Origin of the sequence: Sphingobium salicis subsp. salicis (genome assembly GCF_049472635.1) — a bacterium.
GTDB lineage: Bacteria > Pseudomonadota > Alphaproteobacteria > Sphingomonadales > Sphingomonadaceae > Sphingobium > Sphingobium yanoikuyae_A.
In genome coordinates this window covers 3,577,001-3,589,753 of sequence record NZ_JAYRCS010000001.1, presented here as the reverse complement: position 1 = coordinate 3,589,753, position 12,753 = coordinate 3,577,001, and the positions used below count along the sequence as shown (strand labels likewise).

Sequence of the window (12,753 nt, the reverse complement as noted above, 5' to 3'; positions counted from 1 at the left end):
AAGACGCCGTCAGGTTGAACCCGATATCGCGGCGAAATGGAAAACGGACGCAAATATCTGGTGGGCGGCGCCATTGTAGCCGTCGCAGTCGCGGGCTTGGGCTGGACTATGTTTCCTCGCTCGGAAACCGTCTCGGCGGGAACGCAGGTCAAGACCGAGAAAGCTGCCGGCATGCTTGCCGTGCTGCCGGACAGGGCGAGATTGCTCGGCATCAAGGCCTCTCCGGCATTGCCTGCATCAGAAGCGCCGATCGCCGATCTCCCCGCCACGATCAGTCCGCCCGCTAATGCGCGTGTGGCGGTGACCGCGACACTTCCGGGTGTGGTGATGCGCACCATGGTCGTGGAAGGCGACAGCGTACGGGCCGGGCAACCACTGGCCGTGGTTTCGAGCCGCGACATTCTGACGCTGGGCGCCGATCTCGCGCGTGCAAATGCACGGTTGGGCGTCGCGCAGACGAGTGCAGCCAGGCTCTCCCAGCTGGACAAGGAAGGGGTGATAGCCGGAGCGCGAGCCGACGAAGCCCGCGCAGTGGCCATGGAGGCGCGTGCGGACGTTCGCGAGAAAAGCCGCATTCTCAGCCTTGTCGGCGGGCATGGGAGCAGCGGCACCTACACGCTGACAGCTCCGATCGCGGGCAGAATCACGCGTGCCAAGATCCAGACAGGCGACCCGTTGGACGGGACGACTGCTCCCTATGTGATCGATGCGAATGGCCGTTACGAAGTCGTCGCCCAGGTTCCCGAGCGGCTTGTTGGACAGATCAGACCCGGCATGACGGTCAAACTCGGCGCGCTTTCTGGCACCGTCACATCTGTCGGCAGCACCATCGACGCGATGACGCGATCTGCCTCGCTGAAGGCGAGCCTTCCCGCTGCTCCAGGGGTCATTGCAGGCGCCACCGGCAATGTCACGATATTCGGGCCTGCACCGAAAGGCGCAGTCGTCCTGCCTGCCGCGGCCGTAGTAGATACAGACGGCAAGTCGGTGGTCTTCGTCGCGGTCCGGGGCGGTTATGTTCAGCGCGAGGTGACAAAGGGCGGCGCGGTGGATGGCCAAGTCCTCCTCCTGACCGGCGTCAGCATCGGTGAGAACGTCGTCACTACGGGCACAAGCGCGCTCAAAGCGCTCGCCATCTCGAAATAGGTCGGGCCCATGCTTCAGTCACTCGTCGCGAAGGCTCTGTCCTATCGCCTGCTCGTCGTAGCGCTTGCACTGGCTGTCGCCGGCCTCGGCGCATGGGCCTTCGTTCAGCTACCCGTGGATGCGTATCCCAATATAGCGCAGACGCAGGTCAAGATCATTCTCAAGGCTCCCGGCATGACGCCGGAGGAGGTTGAGAGCCGCGTAATTGCCCCGATCGAGATGGAGATGCTGGGCATTCCCCGGCAGTCTATCCTGCGTTCGTCCGCCAAATATGCGATCGCCGATATCACCATCGACTTCACCGACGGCACAGATATCTATTGGGCGCGCCAGCAAGTCGCGGAGCGCCTTTCCGGAGTGATGGCGGATCTGCCGGCGAGCGTGTCGGGCGGCCTGGCGCCGATTTCCACGCCTCTGTCCGATATCTTCATGTTCACGATCGAGGGGCCGCTCAGCCTCCAGCAGAAGCGGGAGCTTCTCGACTGGACCATCCGTCCCGCTCTGCGGACTGTGCCCGGCGTCGCCGACGTCAACGCGCTTGGTGGATATGTCCGTACATTCGAGGTCCGGCCCGATCCTCTCGCCTTGGCCGGAGCCCACCTCTCCGTTGCCGACATCAAGACGGCCATCGACAGTGGCAATCGCAACGACGGAGCCGGCCGCCTCGTCACTGGCGAAGAATCCCTGATCGTTCGGGCTGTCGGCGCGATCCGGTCCGTCGCCGATCTTCAGTCGCTGGTCATAACGAGCCGTGACGGCCGTATCGTCCGCCTGGGAGATGTAGCGAGTGTCGGGACCGGAAGCCTGACGCGCTATGGCGCGGTGTCCAAGAACGGCAAGGCAGAGGCGGTCGAGGGCCTTGTGATCGCTCTTCGCGGTGCCGATGCACGGCAGGTTGTGACCGGCGTCAAAGACCGTCTGGCAGAGGTCGAGCGTGGCCTTCCAGCCGGAACGCACATCGCGGTCTTCTACGATCGGTCCGATCTGATCGGCCGAGCGATTGGAACGGTTGAGGAAGCGTTGCTGGAAGCGACCGTCCTGGTCGTGATCCTTCTGATCGTTTTCCTCGGTGACTGGCGAGCCGCCGCGATCGTTGCGGTCACACTGCCGATGGCCGCGCTGGTGACGTTCCTGTTCATGAGCATGGCCGGGTTGTCCGCGAATCTCATGAGCCTCGGTGGACTGGCCATTGCTATCGGCATGCTCGTGGATGGTGCGGTCGTTGTGGTGGAGAACGTCGTAGAGCGTCTGTCGCACCAACAGGATGACTCCCATCCGCGCCTTCACCAAGTCTTCCGCGCAACCAGCGACGTGACTGTGCCGGTATCGGCGGGCATCATCATCATCGCACTTGTGTTCCTTCCTCTGCTCGCGCTGCAGGGGCTGGAAGGCAAGCTGTTCGCGCCGGTTGCCCTCACCATTGTCTTCGCCCTTGCGGGATCACTCCTGCTGGCGCTGACGCTCGTCCCCGTCCTTGCTTCGTTCGGCTTGAAAAGCGGACATCATGGAGACCCATGGGTGATGCGCTGGCTAACGCCTCGCTACCGTGCGCTTCTGAATGGCGCGTTTGCGCGCAAGAGCCTGGTCTACGGCCTTTCGGCTCTCGGACTGGTCCTCGCCGGATTGGCCTATGGAGCGGTGGGCAAAACCTTCATGCCGACGATGGATGAGGGGTCGGTCATCGTGCAGCTGACGAAACTTCCCTCCATCAGCTTGGCCCAGTCCGTCGAGGGCGACAAGGCGGTCGAGCGCGCCTTGATGGGTGTCCCCGAGGTGCAGGAAGTCATCGCGCGGGTTGGTGCTGACGAAATCGGGCTTGATCCGATGGGACCTAATGAGACCGACACCTTCGTCCGTCTGAAGCCGCAGTCCGAGTGGCGCGGCAGCAAGGAGTTCGTCCTGGAGCAGATCCGCAAGGCCGTCGACGGCCTGCCTGGCATCCAGCCCAGTTTCACCCAGCCGATCGAAATGCGTGTCTCGGAAATGCTGACCGGCGCCCGGGGCGACCTGGCTGTCAAGATTTTCGGACCGGATTCGGCGGTCCTCGCGGATCTTGCAGGTCGCGTGCAGCATGAGTTGGGCCAGGTGCGCGGCGCGACGGAAGTGTTGACGGTCGCGAACGACAGCGTGGACTACCTGCAGCTCGACATCGACCGAGCAGCCGCAGGCCGGTTTGGCATGCCGATCGATCAGTTACAGGACACCTTGCGCGCACAGGTGGAAGGCGTTCGGTCCGGTATCGTCGCCGAAGGTCAGAAGCGGATCCCGATCGTCATCCGCGGTGACGAAAGCATCCGCAATGATGCGACCCGGTTTGAAGACCTGCAGATCATGACGCCGGGTGGAACGCTCGCCCGGGTCAGCGACATGGCGCAGGTGAAGCATACGCAGGGTCCGGTGAAGCTCGACCATGAGAATGGTTCCCGCTTCGCTCTGGTCCAGGCCTTCGTCTCTGGTCGTGATCTGGTGGGCTATGTGGACGAGGCGAAGGCCGCAGTCGCGAGCAAGGTGCCGCTCCCGCCCGGCTATCGCATCGTGTGGGGTGGCCAGTTCGAAAATCAGCAGCGTGCATCGGCTCGGCTCATGATGGTCATTCCCGTCGCGCTGCTCCTTATCTTCTTCGTCCTGCTCGCCACCTTGCGTTCGCTGCGGGCCGCCACGCTGATCCTGGTCAACATTCCCTTCGCCATGGTCGGCGGCCTGATCTCGCTCTGGGCATCGGGAGAGTATCTGTCAGTGCCTGCTTCCGTCGGCTTCATTGCTCTGCTTGGCATCGCGGTGCTGAACGGCTTGGTGCTGGTCTCCTATTTCCGCCAACTCCGTCAGGAGGGGCAGAGCATGACGCAGACGGTGCGCCTGGGTGCCGAGCGACGCCTCCGCCCCGTCCTAATGACCGCGAGTATTACCGCTTTCGGCCTGGTCCCCCTGCTGTTCGCGACCGGTCCGGGATCCGAAATACAGCGCCCGCTTGCCATTGTGGTCATCGGCGGGCTGGTCACGTCCACGTTGCTCACTCTGGTACTTCTCCCGATCCTTTTCGAAAGGTTCGGAGAGGGCCGCGGCGAGCAGGATTTCGAAGAGGTGCTGGCCAATGGCTGAGCTTCTGCTGGTCCTCCACTGTTCCCCTCCGGATGCGGGAACTCTGGTGGAGGCTATTCGAACCGTTGCGTCCGCGCCGATCCATCGCCGTGAGGAAGCCGTTCTCGGTCGCGACTTCAGCGACGCCGGAACGCATGAGCAGGTAAGAGGAGTCCTCCATCGGATCGCATTCGAGCTCGTCGTCGAGGATTCCATGATCCCCGCCATAATCGCTGCGGTTGCCTCATCGCGCCGCAAACAACCTGTGCGCTGGCACTCCTTGCCGATCATCGAGCGCGGGAGGATTTCATGAAGAAGCTGACTGCCCTCTTGCCGCTATCCATCTCGATAGCGACTGCGCTCGCAACTGCCGCGCACGCGCAAGCGACTGGTCTTCAATGGTCCTTGCCGCCTGAGGAGCAGGTGGTGAAGGCGCTTGACGGTCATCCGACCGTCGAGGCAGCGGGCAAGCGCGTCGGCGCTGCATCGGCGGCGAGCGATATGCTCCGCGTTGGCCCTCACGAGGTCCAGCTCACCGGAAGCTACATCAATCGCGACGTGCGGCTGGAGCGGAATTATACGGAGTTCGATGGCACGGTCAGCCGATCTTTTCGCTTGCCCGGGAAGGCTGCCCTGGATCGCGAGGCAGGCCAGCTTGGTGTCGAGGTCGCGCAAAACCGGATGGAAGATACGCGCCATCAGGCGGCCCTGTATCTGTCGCAGCTCTGGTACGACTGGCTGACGGCAAGCGAGCTCAACCGCACGGATCAATCGAACGTCGCATTACTCGAACGCGGTCTCGCTGCCGTGAAGAGGCGAGTGCAGTTACGCGATGCATCGATGCTTGACACCGACCAGGCCCAGGCGGCGCTCGATCAGGCCAAGGGTGTCGCGGCAGCCAGCCTGGCTGATATGAAACAGGCGCGAGCGCTGCTGCAATCGAACTTCCCCGATCTGGCCCTGCCGTCGGACGCACCATCCTTGGCTGATCCAGTCCTGCCTTCTCAGGACCTGACTGCACTTCATGATCTGGTGATCCAGCGCAGTCATGAAATTGGGGCTGCTGATCGCGAAGCTCTGCGTCTTGAAGTCGTCGCACGGCGGGCGAAGGCTGATCGCTTGCCGGACCCACAGCTGGGCGTCCGGGCCTTTAGCGAGCGTTCTGGCATTGAACGCGGTGTCGGTGTCGTCTTCTCGATCCCATTGGGAGGACGATACCGGAAATTCCAGCAGGATCAGGCGGAAGCCAATGCCTCCGCTGCCTCTATGGATCTCGCGCAAGCGCGCCGGATGGTGCTGGCGATGGCCGATACTGATATGGCGAACGCCTCTGGCCGCTACGTCGCTTGGCAGCGGCTTCAGGGTGCTGCCAGAAGTTCGCTCGACGCCGCCACACGGACGGAGCGCGGGTACGAAGGGGGCATTATCGACCTGTCCGATCTGCTCTATTCCCGACGGCAAGCACATGATGCGGACCGGCTGGCCATAGACGCACGCAGCTCTGCGACACGAGCTATCGTGAAATTACTCATCGATTCTCATACGATATGGCAAGGTAACGAGAAGGAGCCATGAGGGCGTAGGTTGGCAATCGCTGTAGAGAATGAAGTCATCTTCCCATTCACGCGGAGGAATCTGAAATGCAGAGTTCAAAACCTGGAATCCCAGTCCGGCCCCTAAAAGACTCAGCCCGAGCAAAGGCGAAATGGGACCCCGTTGTTAAGGTGACCCATTGGTCAATCGTTCTTGCTGTCATCGGGAATGCAATTTTCACGGAAGAGGGTTCGGGGCCGCACGTCTGGGTGGGATACGCCCTCGCAACCGTTTTGGCGTTTAGACTGCTCTGGGGTTTCGTTGGACCCAAAGAGGCACGGTTCACAGCGTTCCCACCGAGCCCGCGTAAAGCGCTTGCCCATATCCGGGAGATTAGAGCCGGACACAATGAAATCCATCCATCGCACAATCCGTTAGGTGCATTGATGGTCTACGCTATTTGGGGAACGCTTAGCATCATCATAGCGACCGGCATTGGCATGGCTGGTCTGCCCTCCACGAAATGGATTAGCGAGGCTCCGTCCCACGCCGTTGGTCGAGGCACAGATAACAGGGACAGCGTCTTACTCAAAGGTTCTGAGCGGAAAGAGACAGTCGATGACGCAGAGGACGAGCCCTTGAAGGAAGTGCACGAGTCAGCGGTAAATTTGCTGTACGTTCTGATTGCCCTCCACCTTGCCGGAGTTGTTTTCGAAACGAGGAGGAGTGGGAAGTATATCCTTACAGCGATGCTTCCCGGCCGAGCACAATAGGATGGAGGTGATGCTGCAACGTGGCGATGGCGGCTCGGCTTTCCGATTAGTCGATGATTGATGTGCTGGCCTACAGAACGGCTTGGACCGCAAGATCGGTGGCAGCGTTACGCTTTGCCTGTACAGCCTTCCGTTCGGAATAGCGGTTGACGAGCTGGCCGGCGTGCGGGCGGGTCAGGATCGTGAACCGCACCAGTTCCTCCATCACGTCGACGATGCGGTCATAATAGCTCGACGGCTTCATGCGGCCGGCCTCGTCGAATTCCTTGAACGCCATCGCCACGCTCGACTGGTTGGGGATCGTGATCATGCGCATCCAGCGGCCAAGCAGGCGCAGCGTGTTGACCGCGTTGAACGACTGCGAGCCGCCCGACACCTGCATGACCGCGAGCGTGCGACCCTGGGTCGGCCGCATGCCGCCGAACTCCAGCGGCGGATGGTCGATCTGCGCCTTCATGATGCCGGTGATCTGGCCGTGCCGCTCGGGGCTGCACCAAACCATGCCTTCGGACCAGAGCGCGTGCTGGCGCAGCTCATGGACCGCCGGATGATCGTCACCCTTCACCTGATCTGGGAGCGGCAGGTCGCTGGGATCGAATATCCGCACCTCCGCGCCGAAGAGGATCAGCAGTCGTGCCGCTTCCTCAGCCGCGAGTCGGCTGAACGAGCGTTCGCGCAGCGACCCGTACAGCAGCAGGATGCGAGGCGGCGGCTGATCGTCGCCCATGCCGGCGGCGGGCCGGGTGATCGCGATGCCGCGATCGAGTGCTGGCAGATGGTCGGCGTCGGGTACGTCACGAAGGCGCGTCATCCAAGATCCTTGACGAGATAGGTCGCGCGCGGACTGCACAGCGACGTGAACTGCGCGGTCGCTGCGATGAAGGCCGGCGCGGCGTCGCGATCGGCATCGGTGTAACCAAGCCTGCGAAAGAACTCCCCGGTGCCGCTGGTCAGGAGGTGCAGCCGCTCGACCGCGCCATCAGCAACGCCTTCAAGGCGTTCGACCAGCATCCGGCCATATCCTTTGCCGCGCCGGGTCGGCAGCACGACCAGCGAGCGGAGCAGCCGGTCGGTGCCGCTACCTTCCAGGCCGATGAACCCGATCAGCTCTTCATCGTCGGACAGGCTGAAGAACATCTGGTCGGGACCGCCGAGATCGTCGGTCGGGAGCTGCGCGGCGCCGAGCGCGAGCCGCAGGACATCATCGGCGTGGCGAGCCTCCGAGAAATATACCTGCGTCATGCCGCCGCTCCCGCTTCATACCAGGGACGGGTCCGCTTGACGATCGCCCAGCCACAAATGGAACTGGCGCAGGAGGATGCGACTTCGCGCAGTCATGCGAAGTGGCGAACCCGGCAAAACCAGGCAGCGATTATCATGATGGTAATCCTCGGCAGGCCTGGCAGCCGCAAGAGCGCGCATTGAGCCAAGCCAAATCGGACGCAGGTGCATGACAGCGAAGGAGGCGGACGCGATACACGCACCCGTCCCCTCAGCCCCTCATGCGACGACGAACGATCAGATTGCCGGAAGCCCCCTCAGGGGTGGACGCAGATAGGGTGGCGCTGTCGAAGCTCGCAGCACCAGAGGGCGCGTGCCGAGCGCCAGCACGAACAGAATCGCAGCCGCCAACAGAATTGGGTCCGCAGCAGCGAGGGACGGCGCCGACAAGCCTGAGAAGGCGCAAGGCTGTTCTGCCTTGCCCTGATGACCGTCGCTACCGGATTTCCCATGTTCAAGGCCGGGGATCGTAATGACCATCGTCATCGGCCCGGTACCCGAGCAAATGCTGACCACGATCCGCCCGTTCGAAACGGTTGGCATGAACCCCGCCGGCATGACGATCTTCATCATCAGCGCGAGTACAAGCACCGCGCAGGCAAGGGGCCGATTGGCAAGGACAAGTTTGCGAAGTCGATGCACCGATTGCGCTCTTAGCTACGAGACGCGCTTCTGTCATGTGCCATTGATGGTGAGACAATCTGCCCATTTTTAAGCGTTGGCCGCTTTTGGGGAACCCGGCCGTTCGCGTTCCCGCTCATAAAAGGCAATTTCTGGTCGGCAGCCGACCCGACGTGGGCGTAATCTATCCTCGCAACCCGACTACAGACCGGACATTTGCCTACCGGCCAAGAATGGCGTGAGCTACTTGACGGGACTGCGCCCTTTTGAGCCATTCAAAGTGCAAAAGGCTAAACCCGAAAGTGGCCATTCACACATTAAATTCCAAGAGACCTGACCAAGGATATCTTGGATAACGTCGTAGGCGCCGTTTCCGAAGTTAGCTTTTTTTGAAGACCATCAAGCGTGCCGTGAAATCTTGCCGAACTTCGCCGTCGCCACCGAAGGTTAGGCTACGCAGGATAACCATCCCGCGATCCTCGCGCGATTTTGAGGGGGTAACGGCAGTCACTTGGCTACGTACGCGCAGAACGTCGCCGGGCCGGGTTGGGCGAGGCCAAGTTACCTCGGCCCCCGCGCCAATGATGCCACCTGCGATAGGGACGCTCTCGACGATCAGCCGCATCGTGATCCCCATCGTGTGCCACCCGCTCGCGGCCAACTCTCCGAAGAAAGTTGCCCGGGCGGCATCCGGGTCGATATGAAAGGGCTGCGGATCATAGAGCGAGGCAAACTCGATGATCTGCTCCTCGCTGATCTGGATCTCGCGGCTTTCGAATGTGTCGCCGACATGCAGGTCGTCGAGATAGAGCTTGTCCATGCCCGTCACAGCGGGCGACGCATATACACGTCGCAGCGGGCGTAAGGCGACGCAGGTCGCTCCCCGGGCTCCAGATGGAGAAAGCCGCTGCGCTCGTAGAGCGTCACCGCCGGCGTCAAGCTGCTGTTGGATTCAAGATAGATGGAACGGGCACCCATACCACGCGCCTGAGCGATAGCGGCATCCATCAACTTGCGGCCGACCCCACGCCCCTGCGCAGCGGACGAAACAGCCATCTTCGCCAGTTCAAGCTCTCCTTCGCCATAAGGCACCAGCGCGACGCAACCTATCGCTGCGCCTGTCTCGTCTTCGGCAATGAGGATGGCGCCGCCCTTGCCGATGATGCTGGTCTGTGCATCCTCAATTTGTGCGCGGTCCTTGGCCTCCACAGTGAAGAAACGTTCCAGCCACTCGACATTGAGCGCTACGAACGCCGCTGCATGGCGCGGCTCGAAGGCGACGACGACAACGCCTGGCTTATCCATGCATTTTTGCTCCCTTGGTTATCTTGTCGACCAGCTTCTTGTCCTCGCGCAGTGCGATCCCGACGACCTTCGCGGCGTCCGCCCCATGTTCGGAGAAGACGGCCCGGTTGGCTTCGTCATGGCCAGTGGAGAACATCTCTTCGATATAGAGGCCGTGCGGCACGGCGCGGTCGGTCGCCCGGCGATGGATGGTCTTGAGCGTGTCGCCGCTCGCGGACAGGACGATGACCGGCTGCACGCACAGACTGTGATAGCTGTTGCCATCGGCATCGCGGTAGGGCTCGCCCATGACGTCGGGGGCGGCACCAACGATCCCGCTCATCAGGAAGGCGGTGACGTTGAGCTTCTGCCAGGTGGCAAGATCGTCGCGGACGACGATCGCAATCTTGGTATCGAACATTCGAGCCTCAATCAGTGCTGAAATGGAGAGAAAAATGGAGAGTGGCGGTCATGCTGCGTCCCGCCTTGCCTGCCGTTCCGCCGAGTAGTCCGGTCCCATGGTGACGGTTGCGGCACGCGCCTCAACCTCATCGTCGCAGGCGGAACAGCGCACCGTCACACCGACCTCGCCGCCGCAATCACGGTGCGCGATCGTCAGCGCCGGCTCGGCTTCGAGCGGCTGGCCACCCCAAGTCTCACCCCAGCCTTTGAGCGCAAGTAATATGGGATAGAAGGCGAGCCCCTTCTCCGTCAGGCGGTATTCGTGGCGCACGGGGCGTTCGCTGTAGGGATGGCGCGCCAGCACACCATCCGCTTCAAGGCGCTTGAGACGCACCGATAGCAGATGGGGCGACATGCCGGTCTGGGCCTGCAACTCATCAAAGCGGCGCCCGCCCAGAAACAGTTCACGCAGCACCAGAAGCGTCCAGCGGTCGCCGACCACGGCGAGCGTACGTGCAATCGGGCAGGCGGTATCGGCGACATCAGACCAGCTCATTACCACTAACTACAAAAAATGAAGTGACTTGCAAAGATCCTTGTCGGCGTCTGTGACAGCCGTCAGCCGACATCGTCAGCTTCCAGAATATCGTCGCGGTGCTTGACGCCTCTGAAGGCAATGAGCGAGACGTCCTGCTGCGATGGGAACATCCGCTCAGCGGCTTTGCGCCTCAATGTGGTTATTCGCAACGATAAGCGCTGCCCCTGAAAGCCGCCGTTTGGCCCGTTCAGCCGGAGTGGCGCTCAGCAATGTTGCGCGCTCGCGAGGCGCCGAGCACCTTCCGGAACATTGTGACAAAGCTCGGGACGCTTTCATAACCAAGGTCGGCGACGACCTGTCGTGTCGCCATGCCGCCTGCCAACCATTTGACGGCCAGGACTACGCTAAGTTGCCGACGCCATTTTATCGATCCCATTCGTCATAGTGCTCCGAAGAAGCGCTCCAAGATCAGGACGATGGCAAGAACGATCATAATGACGCCCGAAACGCGCCCTACGATTTTTGCCGCCTGCGGCCGGGCTCGCAGGACCGCGCGCGAGCTATAGCCTACGATCAGATACACCACGCCGCAGTTCAGGACATGGGTGCCTCCCAGCGCGGCGATCTGTGCGGATATGGGCCAGCCTGCACTTCTTTCGGTAAATTGCGGCAACAGCGCCAGAAACAACAGCAGCACTTTGGGATTGAGGCCGCTGACGCAGAACCCGCGAAGCACCCAGCTTGTGGCGGATTGGATATCCTCTTCTCCCGCCATCTGGGGAACCGGCGGGTTCCTCAGCAGCCCGACGCCCAGCCAGAAAAGATAGGCCGCGCCAAAAACTGTGAGCACCGCCATCGCCAGCGGCACACCGGCAATCAGGGCGCCAACGCCCGCCGCGACAATCAGCGTGGCGACCAGGTGCCCCAGCAGCAATCCGCCGATGGCCGGAAGCAACACGCGCTCCCGCATCCCGGCGGAAATGGTATAGGCCCAATCCACGCCGGGCGTGACGACGAACAGCATGGAGACGGCCCAGAAGGCCGTAAACAGCGCCGCGTTCATGCGCGAGCTCCCAGACGATATTCTTCCGCCTCGGCAGGGAAAGTCCCCGCCTTGACGTCGGAGGCATAGGCGGCGATCGCCGCTGTGATCGTGCCGCGAAGGTCGGCGTAGCGACGGACGAATTTCGGCGTCCAGTCAAACAGGCCAAGCATGTCTTCGGTGACAAGAATCTGGCCGTCACACGCGTTGGAGGCGCCTATCCCTATCGTGGGGCAAGCAACGGCAGCGGTGATGTCCGCCGCGAGTTCCGGGGTGACGCCTTCAACGACCATCGCCATGGCGCCCGCTTCATCGGTTGCGCGCGCTTCGGCCAGAACACGGTCACGTTCGACATCGGTCCGTCCCCGCGCCTTGAAGCCGCCATCGAGATGAACCGCCTGCGGCCTCAGGCCAACATGACCAATAACGGGTATCCCGCGTCCTGTGAGGAATGCGATACTTTCGGCAACGCCTTGCGCCGCTTCGACCTTCACGGCCTGCGCCCCGGTTTCCGCCAAAAGACGCGAGGCGGCGTCGAACGCCTGCTCGGGCGATCGTTCATAGCTGCCGAATGGCAGGTCCACTGCGACCATGGCCTGGCTGCTTCCCCGAACGACGGCCCGACCGTGCAGTATCATCATCTCAAGCGTGACGCCCACGGTCGTCGGCAGGCCATGGACGACCATGCCCAGACTGTCGCCGACCAGCAGGATGTCGCAGTAAGAATCGAGCAATTGCGCCATCGGTGCCGTGTAGGCGGTGAGACAGACAATCTTGTCTCCTCCCTTGCGCCTGAGCAGGGAGGGCGGGGTAGTGCGGGTCAATCTGGCTTGCTTCGACATTTTTTCTCTGGACCGAAATCAGCGACGTTGCCCCGGTTCGTCGATTGAGAAGCCGGATACACCGCTCCCCAAGTGACTGCCGAGGCATCGAGCCTCATTTGCTGTGATGGCGCACCCGAGCGTCAGGCTCGGTCCCTGCCTTCGGTTATATACTATATTCGGTCGAGGAAGTGCTTCCATATGCTTGCCTCTACGAGGCATAATGAGGCAATA

15 protein-coding genes are annotated in these 12,753 nt (G+C 61.9%); 6 read left to right on the top strand and 9 right to left on the bottom strand.

What is annotated here, in order from left to right:
* Nucleotides 1–36: 36 nt before the first annotated feature.
* The 5 genes from VHN57_RS17280 (at nucleotide 37) to VHN57_RS17260 (ending at nucleotide 6,530) form a co-directional block, all read left to right on the top strand.
* Nucleotides 37–1,146 (top strand): efflux RND transporter periplasmic adaptor subunit, encoded by a 1,110-nt coding sequence (locus VHN57_RS17280; protein ID WP_010338395.1) that lies wholly within the window; start codon nucleotides 37–39, stop codon nucleotides 1,144–1,146.
* A gap of 9 nt (nucleotides 1,147–1,155) precedes the next feature.
* Nucleotides 1,156–4,245 carry an efflux RND transporter permease subunit gene (locus VHN57_RS17275; protein WP_037509346.1) on the top strand — a complete coding sequence of 1,030 codons (3,090 nt, stop codon included), beginning with the start codon at nucleotides 1,156–1,158 and terminating at the stop codon, nucleotides 4,243–4,245.
* A complete protein-coding gene (locus tag VHN57_RS17270) occupies nucleotides 4,238–4,537 on the top strand; it encodes a DUF3240 family protein (protein ID WP_010338397.1) in 300 nt (99 codons plus the stop codon). The genes VHN57_RS17275 and VHN57_RS17270 overlap by 8 nt, the downstream gene beginning before the upstream one ends.
* Complete coding sequence (locus VHN57_RS17265; RefSeq protein WP_010338398.1) at nucleotides 4,534–5,799, top strand: TolC family protein; 1,266 nt, start codon at nucleotides 4,534–4,536, stop codon at nucleotides 5,797–5,799. Before VHN57_RS17270 ends, VHN57_RS17265 begins: the two co-directional genes overlap by 4 nt.
* Nucleotides 5,800–5,864: 65 nt before the next feature.
* Nucleotides 5,865–6,530 (top strand): cytochrome b/b6 domain-containing protein, encoded by a 666-nt coding sequence (locus VHN57_RS17260; protein ID WP_029547841.1) that lies wholly within the window; start codon nucleotides 5,865–5,867, stop codon nucleotides 6,528–6,530.
* 70 nt (nucleotides 6,531–6,600) lie between these two features.
* Here VHN57_RS17260 and arsH read toward each other — a convergent pair whose 3' ends face one another.
* Both arsH and VHN57_RS17250 read right to left on the bottom strand, forming a co-directional pair.
* The gene (gene arsH, locus VHN57_RS17255) at nucleotides 6,601–7,341 is read right to left on the bottom strand and encodes an arsenical resistance protein ArsH (protein ID WP_010338400.1); all 741 of its coding nucleotides are present in this window, start codon (nucleotides 7,339–7,341) and stop codon (nucleotides 6,601–6,603) included.
* Nucleotides 7,338–7,772, bottom strand: a complete 435-nt coding sequence (locus VHN57_RS17250; protein ID WP_423284681.1) for a GNAT family N-acetyltransferase — start codon at nucleotides 7,770–7,772, stop codon at nucleotides 7,338–7,340. The genes arsH and VHN57_RS17250 overlap by 4 nt, the downstream gene beginning before the upstream one ends.
* 36 nt (nucleotides 7,773–7,808) lie before the next feature.
* Between VHN57_RS17250 and VHN57_RS17245 the strand changes: the two genes are divergently transcribed.
* A complete protein-coding gene (locus VHN57_RS17245) occupies nucleotides 7,809–7,955 on the top strand; it encodes a hypothetical protein (RefSeq protein ID WP_155276474.1) in 147 nt (48 codons plus the stop codon).
* A 93-nt stretch (nucleotides 7,956–8,048) separates the two neighbouring features.
* Here VHN57_RS17245 and VHN57_RS17240 read toward each other — a convergent pair whose 3' ends face one another.
* The 7 genes from VHN57_RS17240 to panB all read right to left on the bottom strand — a co-directional run bounded on the left by VHN57_RS17240 (nucleotide 8,049) and on the right by panB (nucleotide 12,540).
* On the bottom strand, nucleotides 8,049–8,453 hold the full coding sequence (locus VHN57_RS17240) for a hypothetical protein (RefSeq protein ID WP_037509348.1): 405 nt from the start codon (nucleotides 8,451–8,453) through the stop codon (nucleotides 8,049–8,051).
* Between the two features lie 358 nt (nucleotides 8,454–8,811).
* Nucleotides 8,812–9,252: a MaoC family dehydratase gene (locus tag VHN57_RS17235; protein ID WP_037521679.1), complete on the bottom strand. Its 441-nt coding sequence runs from the start codon at nucleotides 9,250–9,252 to the stop codon at nucleotides 8,812–8,814.
* Between the two features lie 5 nt (nucleotides 9,253–9,257).
* Complete coding sequence (locus tag VHN57_RS17230; RefSeq protein WP_037521601.1) at nucleotides 9,258–9,737, bottom strand: GNAT family N-acetyltransferase; 480 nt, start codon at nucleotides 9,735–9,737, stop codon at nucleotides 9,258–9,260.
* Nucleotides 9,730–10,137 carry a DUF2000 family protein gene (locus tag VHN57_RS17225; protein WP_037521602.1) on the bottom strand — a complete coding sequence of 136 codons (408 nt, stop codon included), beginning with the start codon at nucleotides 10,135–10,137 and terminating at the stop codon, nucleotides 9,730–9,732. Before VHN57_RS17225 ends, VHN57_RS17230 begins: the two co-directional genes overlap by 8 nt.
* 48 nt (nucleotides 10,138–10,185) lie before the next feature.
* Nucleotides 10,186–10,674, bottom strand: a complete 489-nt coding sequence (locus VHN57_RS17220) for a winged helix-turn-helix transcriptional regulator (protein WP_037521681.1) — start codon at nucleotides 10,672–10,674, stop codon at nucleotides 10,186–10,188.
* Nucleotides 10,675–11,095: 421 nt separating this feature from the next.
* A complete protein-coding gene (locus VHN57_RS17215; RefSeq protein ID WP_037521603.1) occupies nucleotides 11,096–11,719 on the bottom strand; it encodes a LysE family translocator in 624 nt (207 codons plus the stop codon).
* Nucleotides 11,716–12,540, bottom strand: coding sequence for a 3-methyl-2-oxobutanoate hydroxymethyltransferase (gene panB / locus VHN57_RS17210; RefSeq protein ID WP_037521606.1), 825 nt, complete (start codon nucleotides 12,538–12,540; stop codon nucleotides 11,716–11,718). The genes VHN57_RS17215 and panB overlap by 4 nt, the downstream gene beginning before the upstream one ends.
* Nucleotides 12,541–12,753: the final 213 nt, after the last annotated feature.

What these genes read in the sequence shown, in the direction of transcription:
- VHN57_RS17280 (WP_010338395.1), top strand. Translation starts at nt 37, where the DNA reads ATGGAAAACGGACGCAAATATCTGGTGGGCGGCGCCATTGTAGCCGTC.
- VHN57_RS17275 (WP_037509346.1), top strand. Translation starts at nt 1,156, where the DNA reads ATGCTTCAGTCACTCGTCGCGAAGGCTCTGTCCTATCGCCTGCTCGTC.
- VHN57_RS17270 (WP_010338397.1), top strand. Translation starts at nt 4,238, where the DNA reads ATGGCTGAGCTTCTGCTGGTCCTCCACTGTTCCCCTCCGGATGCGGGA.
- VHN57_RS17265 (WP_010338398.1), top strand. Translation starts at nt 4,534, where the DNA reads ATGAAGAAGCTGACTGCCCTCTTGCCGCTATCCATCTCGATAGCGACT.
- VHN57_RS17260 (WP_029547841.1), top strand. Translation starts at nt 5,865, where the DNA reads ATGCAGAGTTCAAAACCTGGAATCCCAGTCCGGCCCCTAAAAGACTCA.
- arsH (WP_010338400.1), bottom strand. Translation starts at nt 7,341, where the DNA reads ATGACGCGCCTTCGTGACGTACCCGACGCCGACCATCTGCCAGCACTC.
- VHN57_RS17250 (WP_423284681.1), bottom strand. Translation starts at nt 7,772, where the DNA reads ATGACGCAGGTATATTTCTCGGAGGCTCGCCACGCCGATGATGTCCTG.
- VHN57_RS17235 (WP_037521679.1), bottom strand. Translation starts at nt 9,252, where the DNA reads ATGGACAAGCTCTATCTCGACGACCTGCATGTCGGCGACACATTCGAA.
- VHN57_RS17230 (WP_037521601.1), bottom strand. Translation starts at nt 9,737, where the DNA reads ATGGATAAGCCAGGCGTTGTCGTCGTCGCCTTCGAGCCGCGCCATGCA.
- VHN57_RS17225 (WP_037521602.1), bottom strand. Translation starts at nt 10,137, where the DNA reads ATGTTCGATACCAAGATTGCGATCGTCGTCCGCGACGATCTTGCCACC.
- VHN57_RS17220 (WP_037521681.1), bottom strand. Translation starts at nt 10,674, where the DNA reads ATGAGCTGGTCTGATGTCGCCGATACCGCCTGCCCGATTGCACGTACG.
- VHN57_RS17215 (WP_037521603.1), bottom strand. Translation starts at nt 11,719, where the DNA reads ATGAACGCGGCGCTGTTTACGGCCTTCTGGGCCGTCTCCATGCTGTTC.
- panB (WP_037521606.1), bottom strand. Translation starts at nt 12,540, where the DNA reads ATGTCGAAGCAAGCCAGATTGACCCGCACTACCCCGCCCTCCCTGCTC.